This window comes from Pseudomonas entomophila, assembly GCF_029193575.1.
GTDB lineage: Bacteria > Pseudomonadota > Gammaproteobacteria > Pseudomonadales > Pseudomonadaceae > Aquipseudomonas > Aquipseudomonas entomophila_G.
This window is the reverse complement of record NZ_JARGCS010000026.1, coordinates 13094-33330: the sequence shown is the minus strand read 5'-3', so window position 1 is coordinate 33330 and position 20237 is coordinate 13094. Positions and strand designations below refer to the sequence as shown.

Below are 20237 nucleotides of genomic sequence, written 5' to 3'. Positions count from 1 at the left end.
CTGTCTCGCCTACGCGGCGAATGACAGGCCGCGTGCCTTCCCTGTGGCTCGCCGCCCTGTTGCTATTCGCCGCACATGCTTGGGCGGACGTCCCCCCGCGTGCGCCCCAGGCCCAGCAGCGGGCCAAGGCCGTGACCCAGGTCGTGCTCGGCATCTTCAGTTACGCACGCTGGCCGGCGGCCCCGGCACCCCTGCGTTTGTGCGTGGTGGGCCCCACCGAATACGCCGATGACCTGATCAAGGGCGAAGTGCAGAACACGGGCCAGCCGATGCAGGTGCGCCGCCTGCTGGCCGGTGACACCCAGGTGGTTGGCAGCTGTGATGCGGTGTATATCGGCAAACTCGAACCTGGCGAGCGCGACCGCTTGTTCCAGGCACTCAACGGCCACCCGGTGCTGAGCATCAGCGAGGCCGATGACCCGTGCACGGTCGGTAGCCTGTTCTGCCTGCGCGTGGGCGACGAACAGGTGACCTTCGATGTCAACCTCGACTCGGTCGCGCGCAGTGGCGTGCGCATCCACCCCAGTGTGCTGCAGCTATCGCGGCGCAGGGCAGGGCAGCCATGAAACTCAGTGGCAAGCGTGTGGTGCGCCCGACGCTGCGCAGTGTGCTCGGCAGCGGGCACCTGAGCGTGGCGTTGCTGGCGGTGGGGTTGGTGGGCATCTCGTTGACCCTGCTCGGTGTGCTGGCCTTGCGTGTTTACGCCAACCAGAACCTGCACCTGATCGCCCGCTCCATCACCTATACCGTCGAAGCCGCGGTGGTGTTCGACGACAGCCAGGCGGCCAACGAAGCCCTGGCGTTGATCGCCGCCACCGAAGAGGTGGCCGACGCCAAGGTGCTCGACAACGACGGTGACTTGCTGGCGCACTGGCAGCGCAGCGACAGCGGCATGCTGGCGCCGCTGGAGGCGCGGCTGGCCAGCCTGTTGCTGGATGAGCCGGTGAACCTGCCGATCCTCCATCAGCAGCGCAAGGTCGGGCACATCGAGCTGGTCGGCCAAGGTGACAGCCTGCTGCGCTTCCTGCTCAGCGGCCTGGCCGGCATCCTGTTCTGCAGCCTGCTCAGCGCGGTAATGGCGATCTACCTGTCACGGCAGCTGTTCGGCGATATCGTTCGCCCACTGCGCAGCCTCGCCAGTGTTGCCCACGCTGCCCGTCGCGAGCGCAGTTTCGACCGGCGCGTGCCCGAGGCGCGGATCGCCGAGCTGAACGAGCTGGGCAATGACTTCAACGCCTTGCTCGATGAGCTGGAGGTCTGGCAAAGCCATCTGCAGAGCGAGAACGAGACCCTGGCCCACCAGGCCAGCCACGACAGCCTCACCGGCCTGCCCAACCGGGCGTTCTTCGAGGGCCGGCTCAACCGCAGCCTGCGCAATGCCGCGCGCCAGCAGGACCATCTGGCGCTGCTGTTCCTCGACAGCGACCACTTCAAGCAGATCAACGACAACCTTGGGCACGCCGTCGGCGACGAGGTGTTGATCAGCGTCGCCAGCCGCGTGCGCGCCCAGTTGCGCGAGCACGACCTGGTCGCCCGCCTGGGCGGCGACGAGTTCGCCGTGCTGCTCACCCCGCTGCATTCGCGCGAGGACGCCCAGCGCATCGCCGAGAAAATCGTCGCCAGCATGAAGCTGCCGGTCACCTTGGACGATGGCAACAGCATCAGCACCTCGCTGAGCGTGGGCATCGCCTATTACCCCGACGATGGCCAGGATTCGGCCACGTTGCTCAATGCCGCCGACGCGGCGATGTACCAGGCCAAGCGCAAGCGCCGTGGCCATTGGCAAACGGCGCAGACGGAACGCTGCGCCACGGATATGAAAAACAGGAGCTGAACCGTGACCCACCTATTCCCCCGCTGGCCCGTGCTGGCGTTATTGCTGGCCCTGCTTGGCCTGGGCGGCTGCCAGAGTGTGCCGCCCCAAGGCCTGAGCGCCGAACAGATCGCCGTGCTCAAGCGCGAAGGCTTCGCGCCGAGCGAGGAGGGCTGGGCGTTCGATTTGTCTGGCAAGGTGCTGTTTGGCAGCGACGTCGATAGCCTGAATGGCGAGAGCCAGGCGATCGTCGAGCGCATTGGCAAGGCGTTGCTTTCGGTGAGTATCGAGCATGTGCGGGTAGACGGGCATACCGATGCGTCGGGCAAGAATGCCTACAACCAGCAGCTGTCGGAACGCCGGGCGCAGAGTGTGGCGAAGGTGCTGATCGGCATCGGTATGTTGCCCGGGAATATCCACACCCGGGGGCTGGGCAGCAGCCAGCCGGTGGCGGACAACAAGTCCATCGCGGGGCGCACCGAGAACCGCCGGGTGTCGATCGTGGTGGCGTCGAGCTGATCCGAGGGCCCCGCGATAGGGCCGCACAGCGGCCCCCTCAGTCCCCTGAAAAACGCATGTTCCGGGTATCCCCCATCAACAAGGGCGCATTCGCCTCGGTCACCTCGCGGATGTAATCCCACAACAGGGTAATCCGCTTCAACTTGCGCAGATCCTCCCGGCAGTACATCCAGAACTGTCGCGTCACCTCCACCTCCCCCGGCAGCACCTGCACCAGCCGCTCATCCTGCGCCGCCAGGAAGCACGGCAGGATCGCCAGCCCACGCCCCTGCAACGCCGCCGTGTACTGGGCGATCACGCTGGTGCTGCGCAGGTGCGCGCTGGCGTTGGGGATCAGGTTGGCCAGGTACAGCAGCTCGGAACTGAACGCCAGGTCGTCCACATAGCTAATGAACGGGTGGCGCACCAAATCAGCGACCGCGCGGATCGGCTCGTGGTTGTCGAGGTACGCCTGGGTCGCATATAGCCGCAAGCGGTAGTCGCACAGCTTGCAGCACACGTAGGGCCCATGCTCCGGGCGCTCCAGGGCGATGACGATGTCCGCCTCGCGCTTGGACAGGCTGATGAAGTGTGGCAGCGGCAGGATGTCCACCGAGATCGCCGGGTAGGCGTCGACGAAATGGCTCAGTTGCGGGGTCACGAAGAAGCTGCCGAAGCCCTCGGTGCAGCCCATGCGCACATGCCCCGACAATGCCACGCCCGAGCCCGAGACTTGCTCGCAGGCCATGTGCAGGGTGCTTTCGATCGACTCGGCATAACCCAGCAAGCGCTGGCCCTCGGCGGTGAGGACGAAGCCGTTGGTCCGGGACTTTTCGAACAACAAGGTGCCCAGCGCGCCCTCCAGCGAGGTGATGCGCCGCGACACCGTGGTGTAGTCCACCGCCAGGCGCTTGGCGGCGCTACTGGCCTTGCGGGTGCGGGCGACTTCGAGGAAGAACTTCAGGTCATCCCAGTTCAGCGCGCCCAGGGAAGGCAGGTCTTTTTGCATGTTGATCCGGTTTTTTTGTGCGTTCTTGTTGGATGTTTGCATATCTATACTCGAAGAAAGCCCCCTGGCGCCACTTCCCGGCGCCGCGAATCGCGTCCCGACAATAATTCCAAGGAGAGCGCAGATGAACGCACCCCACACCCCCGACCAGGCCAAGGTCGAGCAGGTCAAGCTGCTGATCGACGGCCAGTGGGTCGAGTCCAAGAGCACCGAGTGGCGCGACATCGTCAACCCGGCCACCCAGCAGGTGCTGGCGCGGGTGCCGTTCGCCACCGCCGAGGAAGTGAACGCCGCCGTGGCCGCCGCCGAGCGCGCCTTCAAGACCTGGCGCGACACCCCGATCGGCGCACGCATGCGCATCATGCTCAAGTTGCAGGCGCTGATCCGCGAGCACTCCAAGCGCATCGCCCAGACCCTCAGCGCTGAGCAGGGCAAGACCCTCGCCGACGCCGAGGGCGACATCTTCCGCGGCCTGGAAGTGGTCGAGCACGCCGCCTCCATCGGCACCCTGCAGATGGGCGAGTTTGCCGAGAACGTCGCCGGTGGCGTCGACACCTACACCCTGCGCCAGCCGATCGGCGTGTGCGCTGGCATCACCCCGTTCAACTTCCCGGCGATGATCCCGTTGTGGATGTTCCCGATGGCCATCGTCTGCGGCAACACCTTCGTCTTGAAGCCGTCCGAGCAAGACCCGCTGTCGACCATGATGCTGGTCGAGCTGGCGCTGGAGGCCGGGGTGCCGGCGGGTGTGCTGAACGTGGTGCACGGCGGCAAGCAGGTGGTCGATGGCATCTGCACCCACCCGGACATCAAGGCGATTTCCTTCGTCGGCTCCACCGAGGTCGGCACCCACGTCTACAACCTGGGCAGCCAGCACGGCAAGCGCGTGCAGTCGATGATGGGCGCGAAGAACCACGCCGTGGTGCTGCCCGACGCCAACCGCACGCAGACCGTCAACGCCCTGGTCGGCGCTGCCTTCGGCGCGGCCGGCCAACGCTGCATGGCCACCTCGGTGGCGGTGCTGGTGGGCAAGGCCCGCGAGTGGCTGCCAGACATCAAGGAAGCGGCCAGCAAGCTCAAGGTCAACGCCGGCAGCGAGCCGGGCACCGACGTCGGCCCGGTGGTGTCCAAGCGCGCCAAGGAACGCGTACTGGGGCTGATCGAAAGCGGCATCCGCGAAGGCGCCAAGCTGGAGCTGGACGGGCGTGACGTCAAGGTGCCGGGCTACGAGCAAGGCAACTTCGTCGGCCCGACCCTGTTCTCTGGCGTGACCACCGACATGCAGGTGTACACCCAGGAAATCTTCGGCCCGGTGCTGGTGACCCTGGAAGTCGACACCCTCGACGAGGCCATCGCCCTGGTCAACGCCAACCCGTTCGGCAACGGCACCGGCCTGTTCACCCAGAGCGGCGCGGCGGCGCGCAAGTTCCAGAGCGAGATCGACATCGGCCAGGTCGGCATCAACATCCCGATCCCGGTGCCGGTGCCGTTCTTCAGCTTCACCGGGTCGCGCGGCTCCAAGCTTGGCGACCTCGGCCCGTACGGCAAGCAAGTGGTGCAGTTCTACACTCAGACCAAGACCGTCACCGCCCGCTGGTTCGACGACGACAGCGTCAACGACGGTGTGAACACCACCATCAGCCTGCGCTAAGGAGACCGCCATGCGCATCGCATTCATCGGCCTGGGCAACATGGGCGCGCCCATGGCCCGCAACCTGATCAAGGCCGGTCACCCGCTGAACCTGTTCGACCTGAACCAGACCGTGCTGGCCGAGCTCGCCGAACTGGGCGGGCAGGTCAGCCGCTCGCCCCGCGACGCGGCGGCCAACAGCGAGCTGGTGATCACCATGCTGCCGGCTGCGGCCCACGTTCGCAGCGTCTATTTGAACGAGGAAGACGGCGTGCTGGCGGGCATCCGCCCCGGCACCCCGACCGTGGATTGCAGCACCATCGACCCGCAGACCGCCCGTGAGGTGTCCAAGGCCGCTGCGGCCAAGGGCGTCGACATGGGCGATGCGCCGGTGTCCGGTGGCACCGGCGGCGCGGCGGCGGGCACCCTGACCTTCATGGTCGGTGCCAGCACTGAACTGTTCGCGACCTTGAAGCCGGTGCTCGAACAGATGGGCCGCAACATCGTGCACTGCGGTGAAGTGGGCACGGGGCAGATCGCCAAGATCTGCAACAACCTGCTGCTGGGCATCTCGATGATCGGCGTGTCCGAGGCCATGGCGTTGGGCAACGCGCTGGGCATCGACACCAAGGTGCTGGCAGGCATCATCAACAGTTCCACCGGCCGTTGCTGGAGCTCGGATACGTACAACCCGTGGCCGGGCATCATCGAGACCGCCCCGGCCTCGCGTGGCTACACCGGCGGCTTCGGCGCCGAACTGATGCTCAAGGACCTGGGCCTGGCCACCGAGGCGGCGCGCCAGGCGCACCAGCCGGTGATCCTCGGCGCGGTGGCGCAGCAGCTGTACCAGGCGATGAGCCTGCGCGGTGAGGGGGGCAAGGATTTCTCGGCGATCGTCGAGGGGTACCGCAAGAAGGATTGAAGCGCGATGGGCTTGATCGCGGGCCGGGAGGCCCTCCCCCTGTAACTGCGCACCTGGGGGAGGGTGACCCGGACCCGCGATTTTTTTTGCACGCGGATTGGCCGCCCTCTGTGTGAGCGGGCCAGCCCGCTCAGGTTCAGCGTCGGCTTCAAGAGTCGGTCAGGCGAAGACGAAATACTTGCGAACGGTCTCGACCACTTCCCAGGTCCCCTTCATCCCCGGTTCGATCACGAATACATCACCGCCCTTCAGGTGCTTGGGCTCCTCGCCTTCCGGGGTGATGATGCAGTAGCCCTCGAGGAAGTGGCAGAACTCCCACTTTTCGTAATTGACCTCGAACTTGCCCGGCGTGCAGATCCAGGTGCCCATGATCTTGCTGCCGTCGGCCGACAGGTAGGCGTTGAGGTTGACCGTGTGCGGGTCGCCGCCGATGCGCTTCCACTTGGTCGCGTCGACCACCGGGGTGGGGCAGGTCTCGCGCAGGACGGTGATGAAATCTGACATGGCAGGGCTCCAGGTGATTGGCTGTTTGACCTGCCACCTTAGGGGTTGCGCCGGCGAGGGAGTTGCCTGGGCTCGACGTTCATCTGCCTGGACGCGCTATGGGGGGCTGTCGCGGGGCTCAGGCCCACCAGTACCGCACGAAATGGAAAAACACCGGTGCGGCGAAGCACACCGAATCCATGCGGTCGAGCATGCCACCATGCCCTTCGATCATATGCCCCCAATCCTTCACCCCCCGGTCGCGCTTGATCGCCGACATCACCAGCCCGCCGAAGAAGCCCATGGCGTTGACCGTCAGGGCCATCAGCGCGGCCTGCCAGAAGGTGAACGGCGTGATCCAGCACAGCAGCGCGCCGACCAGCGTCGCCAACGCCACGCCGCCGGCCAGGCCCTCGACGGTCTTCGACGGCGACAGGTTGGGCGCCACCTTGCGCTTGCCGAACAGCTTGCCGCACACGTACTGCAACACGTCGCTGATCTGCACCACCAGGATCAACCAGGCGATCAACAGCAGGTTGCGGCCCTCGTAGCCGGGAATGTCCAAGGTCATCAGCGCCGGCACCGACGACAGGCAGTACACCGCGATCATCAGCCCCCACTGCACCTTCGAGGCACGTTCGAGGAAGCGCGTGGTGTCGCCGCCGAAGCTGGCGAGAATGGGCAGGAACAGGAACAGGTACACCGGGATGAAGATGCTGAACAGCCCGTACCAATCCATGGCGATCAGCAGGTACTGCACCGGCAACGCCACATAGAACGCCGCCACCAGCGCCGGGTAGTCGCTGCGCCGGGTCGGGGTCAGGGTCATGAACTCGCGCAGGGCGTAGAACGACACGCCGTAGAACAGCACGATCACCCCGTACTTGCCGAACACGAAGGCGATGCCGATCACCAGCACCATCACCCACCAGGCGTTGATGCGCGCGTTGAGGTTGTCGATGACCGCGTGCGGCGCGGGGCCGGCACGCCATTTCAGCAGGCGGCCGACGATGCTGGCGAACAGCAGCAGGGCGCCGATGCCGGCGAACAGGGAAAAGGTGTTGTCGTCCATCTCAGGCATCCTTCGGGGCCAGGTTGAGCAAGGCCTGGCGGGCCCGCTCGAGAAACGCTTGCTTGCTTTCGTCGATGTCCAGGTGCAGTGGCTCGCCGAAGCTCAGGGTGCACAGCAGCGGCAGTGGCAGGGCGCGGCCCTTGGGCATGACCCGGTTGAGGTTGGCGATCCACACCGGCACCAGCTCGATGCCGGGCTGCGCGGTGGCCAGGTGAAACAGGCCGCTCTTGAACGGCAGCAGCGGCTCGTCGCCGAGGTTGCGCGTGCCTTCCGGGAAGAAGATCAGCGAGTCGCCACCGGCCAGGGCCTCGAACACCGGTTGCAGCGGGTTGTCGCCCGGTTCGCTGCGCTGACGGTCGATGAGGATGCCGTTGAACACTTGGCGGATGACGAAGCTGCGCAGGCCGGGCTTGTCCCAGTAGTCGGCGCCGGCCACCGGGCGCGTGCAGCGGCGCAGCGGCTCGGGCAGCGCGGCCCAGAGCAGCACGAAGTCGCCGTGGCTGCTGTGGTTGGCGAAGTACAGGCGCTGCACCGGCTGCGGCGTGCAGCCGAGCCAGAGGGCGCGGGCGCCGGTGATCAGGCGCGCGGCGGAGGTGATGGCGAAGGCGGTCAGGGCGGCGAGCATGGCATGCGGTTATCCGGTGAAGGGCAGTGTGATCAGGGTAGCCAGCGCCAGGGCCATTTGCAGGGCCAGGCACACGGCTTGGCGGCGCAGCAGGGCGAGCGCGGCGCGGCCACGGCTGGGCCAGTCGCGTGGGTCGCTGGGCTGGGGCTTGAGGCGCAGCTCGAACAGGGCGCGGTCCAGGGTTTGGGCATCGGCGCCGCTGGCGGCGAGGTGGGCGAACAGCTCGGCGTCCAGGGCCACGCGGATGGCCCAGTATTTGTGCGCCAGGCCCAGGGTCACCAGCAGCAGGCACAGGGCGCTGGCCAGCGGGTGCAGCGGCAGGCCGAGCAGGGGGGCCAGGCCGTAGGCCAGGGCCAGCAGGGCGATGCCGTCGGACAGGCGCTCCAGCTGGCGCCCACGGGCGAGCAGGCTGGCGATCAGGTGCAGGGTCATGGGGCGGGTCTCAGTCGTGCCAGGGCCAGGCGGTGGGCGGGCTGCAGGACCACGCCAGGGCGCGCCTGGCGGATGCGGGCCTCGGCTTCGTCGATGTTGGCGCAGCGGCCGCTCAGGACCAGCCAGGCGGCCACGGCGCTGGCGCTGCGCGAGTAGCCGAGGGCACAGCAGACCAGCACGGGGCCTTGGGGGTGCAACTGTTCGATGGTTTTGGCGGCCTGGTGCAGCAGGTCGGGGGCGGGTGGGATCAGGTCCAGGGTGGGGAGGTTATGGTAAGTGGTGGGGTTGAGGGCCCTATCGCGGGCTTGCCCCGCGATAGGGCAGGCACAGGGAAGCTCCGCGCTCAGGTCCACCACAGAGGCAAATGCCACCGCCTCCCCTGGGCCGGGAATACGCCCCAGGTACACCCCGTCGCACACCTCGTCCGCCTGCGGGTGCCGTCGCGTCCACCAGCGCGAATTGAGCCACGCCCCCACCAGGTAAGGTGCCAACAGCCAGGTCGCGGCAGTGGACAATCGCCCCTCGGCCCGCTTCTGGAAGCCGCCCGCGCCAAACAACGCGTAGTTCAACGCCACCATCAGCAGCGACACGCCCGGCCACAGCAACCACAGCCAGCCACCCCGCAGGTTGAACGCCAGCAGCGCGCACAGCGTCGCCCCCAGGCCATAGCGCAACGCCAACCGCCAGCGCTTGGCCTCCTGCGGCAACCGCGCCCGCCGCCACGGCAGCTCACCCTCGCCGGGCCACAGCCACACGCACAGCAACCCGGCCAGCGCCCCGGTCGGCAGGTCGATGAAATGGTGCTGCCAGGTGGTCAGCACCGAAAGCCCGATCAACGCCATCCAGCCATGCATCGCCCAGCGCCACGGCCCTGGCCGGGTATGCCGGGCGAACATCGTCCAGATCACCACCAGCAGCGCGATATGCAGAGACGGCGCCTGGTTGAACGGCTTGTCGAAGCCCATCAGCACATCGAACAGCCAGCCGAACAGCCCGTCCAGCTCCGGCCGCTCGAAGGTGAAGCGCAAGGGCCAGAGCAGGAAGCAGGCCACGCTGATGACCTGCGCGGTCAGCAGCGCCAGGGCGTGGCGGTCCATCTCGCGACGGGTTCGCGGTAGCAGGAACGACAGGCCGTAGAGCAGGTCGATCGACCAGTACGGAATGATCGTCCACGGCCACAGCGGCACGTGGCGTTCCCAGGCGAACACCAGGCTGCCGACGTCCGTGCGGGTGGCGGTGTAGCCATTGGCCAGGCCGTAGCTGAGGAAGAACAACGGGCCCAGCAGCAACAGCCACAGCACGCCACGGCGGATCAGCCCCGCTTCGCGCGTCATCAACGCACCCGCTGCGCCAGGCTGACGCTGAAGATGCCCCATTCGTCGATGCGCTGGGCGACCTTGCGAAAGCCCGCCGCCTCCACCAACTGGTCCATCTCGGCCTGGCTGCGGCGGCGCATCACCCAGGCCTGGCCAGCGCGGTGGCTGGTCAGCGCGCGGGCGATCATCTCCAGCTGCGGGTGCCAGGGCTGGCCGGTGTAGACCAGGTAGCCGCCGTCCTCCACCGCGTCGGCAAGGCCCGCCAGGGAGTTGCCCACCAAGGTGTTGCTGGCGAACAGCTCATACAGGCCGGACACCACCGCCAGGGTCGGGCGCGGGTCGAGGCTGGCCAGGCTCTGGCGGTCGAAGGCATCGCCCTGGACGAAGCGGGCGATTTCGCCCAGGCCCTTCTTGGCGATCAGCGCGCTGCCCTGCTGAACGTTCAACTCGCTGTAGTCGCGCAGCAGGATCGAGTCCGGCAGGTTGTCCTGCTCTTGCAGGGCTTCGAGGATGTAGCGGCCATGGCCGGCGGCGATGTCGACGATGTGCACCGGCTTGTGCTGCTCGCGCAGGCGGGTGATGGCCAGGCGCAGCAGTTCCTCGACGTGCAGCTTGCGTTGGCGAATGCCGCGCCAGCCGATGGCGTCGAGGTAGTTGCGGTCGATCAGCGCGCCCAGCTTGCCTTTGCCGGTGGCCTGGTTGCGGTAGACGTAGTCCAGGGTGCTGCCGGAGTCGAAGCCGGTGTCGAAGCCCAGCTTCACGCCTTCCGAAAGGCCCTGGCCCAGGCGCAGGCTGGCGCGGGTGGCGCGCCAATACAGGTCGCGTGGCGAATGGCGTGGCAACGGCGCGGCCAGGCTCTCGGCCTCGGCGCAGCTGGCGCCGGTGAGGTCGGCGTCGAGCAGCGAGGGCCGTGCGGCGGGCATGTCGAAGCAGTGCTCGACGAAGCGCCGGATGCGCGCCAGGGCATGGGCGCGGTCGCGCTCGCCGAGGGTGTCGTGGAAGAAACCGGGGAGCACGTGCATTTCCTTGCGCGTGCTGCCCAGGCGCTCGAAGAAGCGTTCCTGTGGCGCGCGTTCGACCACGAAATCCGACCCCGAGACCAGCAATTGGGTCGGCACCTGGATCGCCTGGGCGTCGGCCACCACGCGCTCGGCGGCGTCGTACAGGCCCAGCAGCATGGTCACCGAGATCGGCCGGCTGATCAGCGGGTCGGCGGTGTACGACATCACCCGTTCCGGGTCGTGGGTGAGCAGGCGCGGCTTGACGTAGCTGTTGACGAAGAAGTTGCCGCGCAGGGCCTTGAGCAGCTTCAGGCCGGGGCGGGCGAAGGGCACGTAGAGCTTGACCTTGAAGGCTGGCGAGGCGAGCACCAGGCAGCGCACTTTCGGCGCGTAGTCGTGGGCCCAGGTGGCCACCAGCACGGCGCCGACGCTTTGCGCCAGCACCACCATGTCGGGCTCGTCGATGCCGTGCCGGGCCTGGATATGCTCGATGAAGGTCTGGATGTCGCGCACGCTGGTGGCGAAACCCGGGCTGTCGCCGCGCGCGCCCGGCGACTGGCCGTGGCCGCGGGCGTCCCAGGCGAAGAAGTCGTAGCCGGGCAGGTCCAGCTCGTCGGCCAGGTGGGCCATGCGCCCGCCGTGCTCATGGCCACGGTGGAACATCACCACGGCCCGGCGCGGTTGGTGCTCGTTGCGCGTGGCGGGCCAGTGGCGGTAGTGCAGCTCGACACCGTCGTGGGTCGAGAAGTGCAGCGATTGCGCTTGGCGCATGGGATAAGTCCTTGTCCTGCGGCGATAGGGTCAGCGGGTTTCGGCCAGCCCCTGGCGTACCCGGTTGTAGAGGGTATAGAGCGAGAGCAGCAGGATGACCAGCAACAGGCCGTCGATCCATGTCGAATTCAGCAGCCCGAACGCCACGCCGGTGCCCAGCACGCCGAAGGCGAAGGCCCGGTCGCTCTTGCCCATGGGGCCGTCGTAGCGCCGCGAGGCGCCGGCCAGCGGCCCCATCACGCCGGCGTACTCGCTGACGATCGAGGCCAGCACCACCAGCACCACCAGCGTCGGGGAAACCCCCGGCAGCAGGGCGAAGGGCAGGTACAGGGCGGCATCGGCGATCACGTCGCTCAGTTCGTTGAGGTAGGCGCCGAGTGTCGATTGCTGGCCGAATTCCCGGGCGAGCATGCCGTCGACGGCGTTGAGCGCCATGCGCAGGAGCATCCACAGCGGCACCAGGATGAACAGCCAGGCCACGTGGCTGAGCCCGGCCAGCAGCAGGCCCAGCAGTACCGAGACCAGCGCGGCGGCGACGGTGACCTGGTTGGCGGTGACGCCACGCTCGTACAGGCGCTGGACGGCGGGGCGCAGCAGGGCCTGGAAGCGGGGTTTGAGCTGGTAGATCGATGGCACGTGGAACAACTCCCTGTTGTGGTGCGGCGTGGTTGGGATTGTGGGGAAAGAGCGCCCTGGGCGGCAAGCGGGGTGGCGTGTGGTGGTTCACATCTGTGGGTGGTTGGGGCTGCTGTGCAGCTCATCGCGGGGCAGGCCCGCTTCCACAAGGATCGCGCAGTGCCCTGTGTGGGCTTGCCCCGCGAAAGGCCGGGAGGGCCGACACACCACTCACAGCGCATGCCGCGCCTTCCCCCGATACACCCGCAGCACGTCCGCCATCACCGCCAGGGCAATCTCCGCCGGCGACTTGCTGCCCAGGTCCAGCCCGATGGGCATGTGCAGCCGTTCGATCTGTTCCTCCGATAGCCCACCAATGCGCCGCAGTCGCTCGGCGCGGCGGGCGGAGGTGGTGCTCGAGCCCATCGCGCCGATGTAGAAGGCCGGTGTATTGACCGCCTCCAGCAACGCCAGGTCGTCGATCTTCGGGTCGTGGGTCAGCGCCACCACTGCCGTCGCGGCGTGGCAGCCTCCGGCGGCGATGAACATCGACGGCAGCACGCGGTGCATCTGCACGCCGGCCAGCCTGACGTGCGCCATCTCCTCGCGCGGGTCGCAGGCGATCACTTCGCAGCCCAGCGTGCGGGCGATGTCGGCGCAGGCCTCGGCCACCGGTGACAACCCGGCCAGCACCAGGCGCAGGGCCGGGCCGATGTCGATGTGCACCGCGTCTTGTTGCTGGCACACGCGGGCGCTGCCCTGTGGGCTGGCGGCGTCCAGGCGCAAGGCGCCGTCCGCCAGGGCGACCCGCCGGGTTACCCGCTGCTGGCCATGCAAGGCGCCCCGCAATGCCTCGAGGTGCGCCAGCCAGGCATCGCTCGGCGCGCGATGCTCAACCAACACCACCAGCACACCGCCACAGGGCAGGCGCAGGCGGCGGCTGTGTTCCTGCCCATCCCCGTAGCGCACCACCTGCGCCGCCGCGCTGAACTCGCCACGCCCGAGGCTTTCCAGGAATTCTTCTTCGACACAGCCCCCGGAGAGCGAGCCGACATAGCCCTCGCCACCCCGGCTGACCAGCATCGCCCCCGGCGAGCGCGGCGCCGAGCCATAGGTGGACAGCACCGTGCACAGCCAGAGGGCGTGCCCGGCCCGGGCCCACTCCAGCGCCTTGTCGATGACTTGCAGATCCAGGTGCCGCATCTTCGCTACCTCGCTCCAATCACGTCGCAAACGCGCCTGCGCTGTGGCAGTGTTGCGCTATCAGGGGGAACCACCATGCAGACTCGCAAAACCGGCGTTCGCGCCCAGCAGGCCGACCGCACCCGGGACAGCATCCTCAAGGCCGCGGTGAAGATCTTCAGCAAGCACGGCTTCAGCGGCGGGCGCGTCGAGCAGATCTCCAAGCTGGCCAAGTCCAACGACCGGATGATCTATTACTACTTCGGCAGCAAGGAAAAGCTGTTCATCAGCGTGCTGGAGCACATCTACGCTAGCTTCAACCAGGCCGAGGGCAAGCTGCGCCTGGACCTTGCCGACCCCGAGGCGGCACTGCGCCAGTTGGTCGCCTTCATCTGGGACTACTACGTGCGCCACCCCGAGTTCGTCACCATCCTCGCCACCGAGAACCTGCACCAGGGCCTGCACGCGCGAAAGTCGCTGAACCTGCAAGCGCTGTCGGGCGAGGCGGTCGGCGTGCTGCGGCCGATCATCGAGGCGGGCCAGGCCCAGGGCCTGTTCCGCGAAGACATCGACATCAAGCACGCGTACCTGATGATCGCCTCGCTCTGCTACTTCTATAACTCCAACCGCTACACCTTGAGTTCGTTCCTCGCCGAAGACCTGGGCGACCCGCGCGCCAAGGACGAGTGGCTGCGTTTCATCAGCGACCTCGCCCTGCGCGGCCTGCGCCGCTGAGGGTCAATGGCTGCCGGGGTTGGCGCGCACCTGCGCGCTCTTGGCCTGCAGCCCCTGCCAGGCCGGCTTGTCGGCGGCGAAGCGCTGGCGCAGGTAGGCGGCCAGGTCCGCCACCTGGCGGTCCGAGAGGCTGTCCTTGAAGCCGGGCATGTAGCCAAGATCACGGGTCGCCGGCGTCGGGATGCCGTGCAACACCACGCGCAGCAGGTTGTCTGGCAGGTCGCTGTGGACGTTGCTGTTGACCGCCATCGACGGGCTCACGCCGAACAGCTTCGGCCCCAGGCCATCGGCGTGGCAGGCCTGGCACGCGCCCTTGAACACCCGCTCGCCATTGCTGATCGACAATTGCGTATCCACCGGGGCGGATGCCTTGGCCGCCACCGCCTGCGGCTCGCCATCGAGCGACGTCAGGTAGTGGGCGATGGCGCGCACGTCGCTTTCCGGCAGGGTGGCCAGCTCGCTGACCACCGGCCCCATGGGGCCGGCAGCGACGCCGTGCTTGTCGGAGAAACCGGTGCGCAGGTAGGTGAACAGCTCGCTTTCGCTCCAGGGTGTCGACGACTTGCCCAGGGCGTTGAGCGCGGGTGCTTCCCAACCGTCGACCATGCCACCGGCCAGGTAGCTTTTGCCGGCCTTCTCGGCGCCCATCAGGTTGCGCGGCGAGTGGCAGGCGGTGCAGTGGCCGAGGCCATCGACCAGGTAGGCGCCACGGTTCCACTGCGCGCTGCGCTGCGGGTCGGGTTGGTATTCGCCGCGCTTGAGAAACAGCGCGTTCCAGCCGGCCATCAACGGGCGCTGGTTGAACGGGAGGCTCATCTGGTTGGCGGGCGCTGCCTGGCGCACCGGGGTTTGCGACATCAGGTAGGCGTACAGCGCCTGCATGTCGCCGTCGTTGATGTTGCGAAACGAGGTGTAGGGAAACGCCGGGTACAGATGTCGGCCGTCGCGGCTGATGCCTTCGCGCATGGCACGCTCGAAGGCGGCGAACGACCAGCGGCCGATGCCGGTTTCCGGGTCGGGGGTGATGTTGGTGCTGTACAGCGTGCCGAACGGGGTTTCCATCGCCAGCCCTCCGGCGTTGACCTTGCCGCCAGCCACTGTGTGGCACACCGCGCAGTCGCCCGCGGCAGCCACCTGGCGCCCGCGTTCGAGCATCGCCGCCGACCAGCTGCCAGCGCCAGGCGGTGTCACCGGGGCGATCTCGGCGCGCCAGGGCAAGGCCGTGGCGAGCATGCCCAGCGCGGCGCCGAACAGGCCGGCGAGCGAGCCGAACCACCATTTCGAACGCTTGGCCTTGGCCGCCTCGGGGGGCGGCGCGTCGCTGCCTGAAGCGTTGCCGCCCAAGGCTTCGCGCACCCGCTCGGCGGTGATCGGCAACTCGCGGAAGCGGATGCCGGTGGCATCGAAGATCGCATTGGCGATGGCCGCCGCGCTCGGCACCGAGGCCGACTCGCCGCTGCCCATGGGCGGTTCGTGCTGGCGCGGGAGCATCAGCACGTCGATGTCCGGCACCTCGGGGAAGGTGAGGATCGGGTAGCCGCCCCATTCCTTGCTGGCGACCGCCGACTCCTCGAAGCTCACCTGCTCCTTGAGCACGCGGCTGGTGGACTGGATCACGTTGCCGTGGATCTGGTGGCGCACGCCCTCGGGGTTGATCATCATCCCCGCGTCATGGCCGATCACCACGCGGGTCACCGCCACCTCGCCGGTGCGCCGATCCACCGCCACGTCGGCGACCCAGGCCGCCCAGGCGGCACCGAAACCGGGGAACTTGCTGTGGATGTAGCGCGCATAGGCAAAGCCCCGGCCGCGCAGCACGTCGCCTTCGACGGGCGTTTGCATCGGCACGCTGTGCGCTTGCCAGCCAGCGCGCTCGGCGGTGGCCTTCACCAGGTCGATGGCGCGAGGGTCGGAGAGGTGCTTGAGGCGGTACTCCACCGGGTCGACCCCGGCGGCGAAGGCCAGCTCGTCGATGTACGACTCGTGCGCGAAGCTGTTGGGCAGGGCCGATACACCGCGCATCCACGAGGCCCGCACCAGTGGGGTCATGTCGTTGATGGTGACGCGCATGTGCGCGTAGTCGTATGGCGGGATCGAGGTGCGGTCGCCCATCTCGAACAGCGCCGGCACCGGCTCCACCGCGCCGGTCAGCAGCAGCGCCAGGGTCGGCGCACCGTTGGACGGGTAGCTGGTCTGGAAGTCGTAGGCGGCGACGGTGCCGTCGGCGTTGAGGCCGCCGTCGATCTCCATCAGTTGCGCGGTGCCCTTGGGCTCCCACACGTGCTCCTGCTCGCGGGTCAATTGCACCCGCACTGGGCGGCGGACCGCGCGCGACAGCAGCAGCGCATCGGCGCACACGTCGTCGGCGCAGTTGCGGCCATAGCAGCCGGCGGCTTCCATGCGGATGATCTCGATGCGCTCTTCCGGGCATTCGATCAGCCAGGCGAGGTCTGCGCGCAGCAAGTGTGGGTTCTGCGTGCCGGACCAGATGCGGATCTGCCCGTCGGTGTAGTCGGCCAGCGCGCACGACGGGCCGATCGAGCCGTGCAACTGGTATGGCCACAGGTAGCTGCGGCTCAGGCGCTGGCTGGCGTTGGCGATACCGCCGTCGACGTCGCCCTGGTCCAGCACGGTGCGCTGGATGCGCGGGTTGTCGCGGATCGCCTGGGCCACGTCGGTGAGGTCGGGGAGCTTGCCGGTCCAGGGCTTCCAGCTGACCTTCAGCTCATGGGCGGCGCGGATCGCCTGCTCCTCGCGCTGGGCGACCACGCCGACGAAGTCGCGGATCACCACCACCGCGACCACCCCGGGCAGGTGGGCGATGGAGGTCTCGTCGACCGCCAGCAGGCTGTTGCCGACGAACTCGCCGCTGTCGTGGCCGGCGTAGGGCGGGCGGATCACCCGGCCGTGGAGCATGTCAGGCAGGCGCATGTCGTGGACGTAGGTGAGTTCGCCGGTGGCCTTGCCGGGGATGTCCACCCGCGCGGCGCTGCGGCCCACCAGGCGGTAGTCGTCGATGGCCTTGAGCGGGGCATCGCCGGAGATGCGCAATTGATGGCGTTGGCCGCGCAGCAGCTCGGCGAAGGGCAGGGCGCGGCCGTCGCGGGCGAGCACCACGCCTTCTTCCATGCGCAGGTCATCGCTGCCCAGGCGCTGCGCGGCCTGTTGCAGGAGAAAGCGGCGCGCCTCGGCGGCAGCGTTGCGCAGCGGCACGGCGGAGATCTGCAAGGTGGCGCTGGCGATGGTGGCGCCCTGGTTCGGGGCGCGCTCGGTGTCGCCCAGCACCATGTGCACCTGGTCCATGCGCAGGTCCAGTTCCTCGGCGACGATCTGCGCCAGCGAGGTGCGGATGCCGGTGCCCAGGTCGACGTGGCCGTTGAAGGCGTAGACTTGGCCGTCGTCGCTGATGGCCAGGAACAGGGCCAGTTCCTTGTCCTTCACCACCGGGGTGACGCCCTTGGCCACTGGGCCGGAGGGTGGGGTGATGTCGTCGACGACGAGCAGCACGCCGGTCTTGGCCAGCAACTGGTCGCGGGTGGGAAGCTGCTGAGAGTGATTCATGCGTGTCTCCGTGACTCAGGCCGGGCGGCCGGCGGCGCGGCGCACCGCGCGCAGGATTTCGACGTGGGTGCCGCAGCGGCAGAGGTTGCCGGACAGTTCGTTGCGGATCTGTTCGTCGGTGGGGTTGGGGATGCGCTCGAGCAAGGCCGTGGCGGTCATGATCATGCCGTTCATGCAGTAGCCGCACTGCGCCGCCTGTTCGTCGATGAAGGCTTGTTGCACCGGGTGCGGCGCGGCCTTGCTGCCGAGGCCTTCGAGGGTGGTGACCTCACGACCTACGGCGCCCGCCAGCGGGATCACGCACGAGCGTGCGGCGACACCGTCGATGAGTACCGTGCAGGCGCCGCATTCACCCAGGCCGCAGCCGTATTTCGGGCCGTTCAGGCACAGGTCGTTGCGCAGCACCAGTAACAGGGGGGTATCGGGTTCGGCGTCGACCGTGACGGTCTGACCGTTTATCCGCAGGGCGATGTCTTCTTGCATGGCTCGCTCATCTCTGGGGCGCTACCAAAGGACTCAAACGGTGCGCTTTTTCGGTAAGTGCTCACTACATGAAATGAGTAGGCAAGAAGCAGGCCAGGCAGGTTTCAGAGGGTGTGGAGGGTGGGGCTGACCTCATCACGGGGCAAGCCCGCCCCCACAGGTGCCCCGCTGTTCTCGAACGCAGCGATTAACCTGTGGGAGCGGGCTCGCCCCGCGATAGGGCCGTCAGCGACGGTGAGGGTTCTGCAGAACGGCGCGATCAGCCCGCCGCCTCTTCGCTGTCGATCATCTTGCGCAGCAGGAACAGGATCGCCACCCGTTCCCCGGCATTCAGGCTGCCCATGCTCAACTCACTGATCTGCCGCGCGCAGGGAATCATCGTATCCAGCAACGCGCTGCCCTCGGCGGTGAGCTCGACGATCACCTTGCGCCGGTCGTCCGGGTCCGGTGACAACTGGATCAATCCCCGCGCCTTCAAGCGCTCGACGATGCCGCGAATGGTCGCCTGGTCCACCGCCGTGGCCTTGATCAACTCCGCTTGCGAGCTGGGCCCGTGGTCGCGCAAGGCGCACAGGGTGACGAACTGGATCGAGGTGAGCTGCGGGTCGCAGGCCTGCTGTTGGAAGATCGCCGTGTGCCGCTGGTACGCCTTGCGCAGCAGGTGGCCGATCTGTTCTGTGACCTCGTAGGGCGTGGTGTCGAGCGGGGCGGCGGTGGGTTTTCTAGGCATGGAATGGCTTGGGCTGTGTGGGTTGGGCTGGCCGGCCCCCGGTAACGGAGCGCCGGGCCAGTATAACCAAGCCATCGCAAGGGGCTAGCGGGCTTTCGAGGCCTCGGGGGCGACCACGTCGCCGGCCAGCACCACGGCCTGGTCGTCGAGGTAGATGTCGCAGTTGCGCAGGGGGATGTCCAGGTGGCACGGGGTCTTGCGCTTGCCGCCGACCTCGGTGTTGGGGCCGGTGGAGAACAGGAAGTTGCCGTAGAACGCGCGGGCATCCATGCACATGCCGTCGTTGCGGTCATGCAGGCCCATGGCCGTCCACTGCGCTCGCGGCTGCAGGCCCCAGCCGATGTGGGAGATGCCGTACACCTCGGGGTCGTTGAAGTACTTCAGGTAGTCGCGCAGGTACTCGGCCTCGAAGCCCCCGTGGATGCCGGTGATGAAGCCTTTCTCGATCTCCAGGGTGATGCGCTCGCGGCAGTAGCTCTTGAACGGCAGCAGGATATCGCCCACGTCCAGCACCAGCGTGCCTTCGGCGCTGTCCTCGTTCGGCCAGGTGAACAGGAAGCCGCTGGGCCAGTGGTCCCAGCGCCCCGGCTCGTCGGCGTAACCGTACTCGGTGACCGCCGGGTACTGGCCGAGCGGGGCGTGGAAGTCGCTGCCGGCCTTGGAGCGCACGTGCAGGCTGCGGGCCTGTTTGAGCAGCACTTCGGCGGCCTGCACGCGGCGCTTGTCTTCCTCGGTCGGCAGCATGCGCGCCAGCACTTCCGGGGGCTCCACGGCCAGCAGGATGCGCGTGCCGGTCTTGAGGATCTGCTCCTGCTCGGGGGAGTGCAGCAGCATCATGGTGTCGACGATCAGGTCGGCGGCTTCCAAGGCGCGCTGTGCGGCGAGGTTGCCGGTCAGTGCGGTGTCGCCGCAGTAGGCGGTCATGTCGTTGCCCATGGCGCGGGGGTGGTTGAACGACGGCAGCTCCACGGCATAGACCTTGGCCTTCAGGCGCTGCGCGGCCTCCATCGCGGCGTTGACCGTGCGCGGGTCGGAATAGTGGCTCTTGAGCACGGCCACGCTCTGGGTCTCGTCCACGCGCGACAGCGTGAGCACGTGTTCGAACATCTGGGTCAGTTCTGCGTTGCTAACCGGCATCGGTCTCTCCTGGGCGCTGCACCAGGGTGGTGCCTTGCGCGTCATATCGGTGCGAAATAATAGTGTGTACACCCTATTTGCAAAATAAAAGCGCATCCCGTCGATAAGCGCAAGCGGCATGTAAAAGCGTTACCTATTCACACAATATCCAATGAATACGGTAACAATATGCCGTTCATCGACTTCAATCGGTCGTTTGAAAATATCTTGCCCAGGGCTCTT

General features: G+C 67.5%; 19 protein-coding genes. 6 read left to right on the top strand and 13 right to left on the bottom strand.

Going from position 1 to position 20237, the window contains the following annotated elements:
• The first annotated feature begins 20 nt into the window (after positions 1-20).
• The 3 genes from P0Y43_RS12755 to P0Y43_RS12745 are packed head-to-tail and all read left to right on the top strand — an operon-like array spanning position 21 to position 2332.
• On the top strand, positions 21-566 hold the full coding sequence (locus P0Y43_RS12755) for a YfiR family protein (RefSeq protein ID WP_430540246.1): 546 nt from the start codon (positions 21-23) through the stop codon (positions 564-566).
• Positions 563-1834 (top strand): diguanylate cyclase domain-containing protein, encoded by a 1272-nt coding sequence (locus tag P0Y43_RS12750; RefSeq protein WP_275637627.1) that lies wholly within the window; start codon positions 563-565, stop codon positions 1832-1834. Before P0Y43_RS12755 ends, P0Y43_RS12750 begins: the two co-directional genes overlap by 4 nt.
• 3 nt (positions 1835-1837) lie before the next feature.
• Positions 1838-2332 (top strand): OmpA family protein, encoded by a 495-nt coding sequence (locus tag P0Y43_RS12745; RefSeq protein WP_275637626.1) that lies wholly within the window; start codon positions 1838-1840, stop codon positions 2330-2332.
• Between the two features lie 37 nt (positions 2333-2369).
• Here P0Y43_RS12745 and P0Y43_RS12740 read toward each other — a convergent pair whose 3' ends face one another.
• Complete coding sequence (locus P0Y43_RS12740) at positions 2370-3320, bottom strand: LysR family transcriptional regulator (RefSeq protein ID WP_275637625.1); 951 nt, start codon at positions 3318-3320, stop codon at positions 2370-2372.
• Positions 3321-3444: 124 nt separating this feature from the next.
• Here P0Y43_RS12740 and P0Y43_RS12735 point away from each other — a divergent pair, with 124 nt between their 5' ends.
• Together P0Y43_RS12735 and mmsB are read left to right on the top strand one after the other, a co-directional pair.
• Positions 3445-4971, top strand: a complete 1527-nt coding sequence (locus P0Y43_RS12735; protein WP_275637624.1) for a CoA-acylating methylmalonate-semialdehyde dehydrogenase — start codon at positions 3445-3447, stop codon at positions 4969-4971.
• 10 nt (positions 4972-4981) lie between these two features.
• A complete protein-coding gene (mmsB, locus tag P0Y43_RS12730) occupies positions 4982-5872 on the top strand; it encodes a 3-hydroxyisobutyrate dehydrogenase (RefSeq protein WP_275637623.1) in 891 nt (296 codons plus the stop codon).
• Positions 5873-6031: 159 nt separating this feature from the next.
• Here mmsB and P0Y43_RS12725 read toward each other — a convergent pair whose 3' ends face one another.
• The 8 genes from P0Y43_RS12725 to P0Y43_RS12690 form a co-directional block, all read right to left on the bottom strand.
• Positions 6032-6376, bottom strand: a complete 345-nt coding sequence (locus tag P0Y43_RS12725) for a cupin domain-containing protein (RefSeq protein WP_063542660.1) — start codon at positions 6374-6376, stop codon at positions 6032-6034.
• A gap of 118 nt (positions 6377-6494) precedes the next feature.
• The gene (locus tag P0Y43_RS12720; protein ID WP_275637622.1) at positions 6495-7427 is read right to left on the bottom strand and encodes a phosphatidate cytidylyltransferase; all 933 of its coding nucleotides are present in this window, start codon (positions 7425-7427) and stop codon (positions 6495-6497) included.
• Between the two features lies 1 nt (position 7428).
• Entirely contained in the window at positions 7429-8052 is a 624-nt protein-coding gene (locus P0Y43_RS12715) for a lysophospholipid acyltransferase family protein (RefSeq protein WP_275637621.1), read from the bottom strand.
• Positions 8053-8061: 9 nt separating this feature from the next.
• Entirely contained in the window at positions 8062-8484 is a 423-nt protein-coding gene (locus tag P0Y43_RS12710) for a hypothetical protein (RefSeq protein ID WP_275637620.1), read from the bottom strand.
• Entirely contained in the window at positions 8481-9818 is a 1338-nt protein-coding gene (locus tag P0Y43_RS12705) for a phosphatase PAP2/dual specificity phosphatase family protein (RefSeq protein WP_275637619.1), read from the bottom strand. Before P0Y43_RS12705 ends, P0Y43_RS12710 begins: the two co-directional genes overlap by 4 nt.
• A complete protein-coding gene (locus P0Y43_RS12700) occupies positions 9818-11572 on the bottom strand; it encodes a bifunctional alpha/beta hydrolase/class I SAM-dependent methyltransferase (RefSeq protein WP_275637618.1) in 1755 nt (584 codons plus the stop codon). Before P0Y43_RS12700 ends, P0Y43_RS12705 begins: the two co-directional genes overlap by 1 nt.
• 30 nt (positions 11573-11602) lie before the next feature.
• The gene (locus P0Y43_RS12695) at positions 11603-12208 is read right to left on the bottom strand and encodes a CDP-alcohol phosphatidyltransferase family protein (protein ID WP_275637617.1); all 606 of its coding nucleotides are present in this window, start codon (positions 12206-12208) and stop codon (positions 11603-11605) included.
• 210 nt (positions 12209-12418) lie between these two features.
• Positions 12419-13390: an XdhC family protein gene (locus tag P0Y43_RS12690; protein ID WP_275637616.1), complete on the bottom strand. Its 972-nt coding sequence runs from the start codon at positions 13388-13390 to the stop codon at positions 12419-12421.
• A 75-nt stretch (positions 13391-13465) separates the two neighbouring features.
• Between P0Y43_RS12690 and P0Y43_RS12685 the strand changes: the two genes are divergently transcribed.
• A complete protein-coding gene (locus P0Y43_RS12685) occupies positions 13466-14104 on the top strand; it encodes a TetR/AcrR family transcriptional regulator (protein ID WP_275637615.1) in 639 nt (212 codons plus the stop codon).
• A 3-nt stretch (positions 14105-14107) separates the two neighbouring features.
• On the opposite strand, the gene P0Y43_RS12680 is transcribed toward P0Y43_RS12685, so the two are convergent.
• From P0Y43_RS12680 to P0Y43_RS12665, 4 genes are all read right to left on the bottom strand, one after another.
• Positions 14108-17665 carry a molybdopterin cofactor-binding domain-containing protein gene (locus P0Y43_RS12680; RefSeq protein ID WP_275637614.1) on the bottom strand — a complete coding sequence of 1186 codons (3558 nt, stop codon included), beginning with the start codon at positions 17663-17665 and terminating at the stop codon, positions 14108-14110.
• Positions 17666-17680: 15 nt separating this feature from the next.
• Positions 17681-18148: a (2Fe-2S)-binding protein gene (locus tag P0Y43_RS12675; protein WP_275637613.1), complete on the bottom strand. Its 468-nt coding sequence runs from the start codon at positions 18146-18148 to the stop codon at positions 17681-17683.
• A 259-nt stretch (positions 18149-18407) separates the two neighbouring features.
• The gene (locus P0Y43_RS12670; RefSeq protein ID WP_275637612.1) at positions 18408-18878 is read right to left on the bottom strand and encodes a MarR family winged helix-turn-helix transcriptional regulator; all 471 of its coding nucleotides are present in this window, start codon (positions 18876-18878) and stop codon (positions 18408-18410) included.
• Positions 18879-18962: 84 nt separating this feature from the next.
• The gene (locus P0Y43_RS12665; RefSeq protein ID WP_275637611.1) at positions 18963-20015 is read right to left on the bottom strand and encodes a 2,5-dihydroxypyridine 5,6-dioxygenase; all 1053 of its coding nucleotides are present in this window, start codon (positions 20013-20015) and stop codon (positions 18963-18965) included.
• Positions 20016-20237 lie beyond the last annotated feature (222 nt).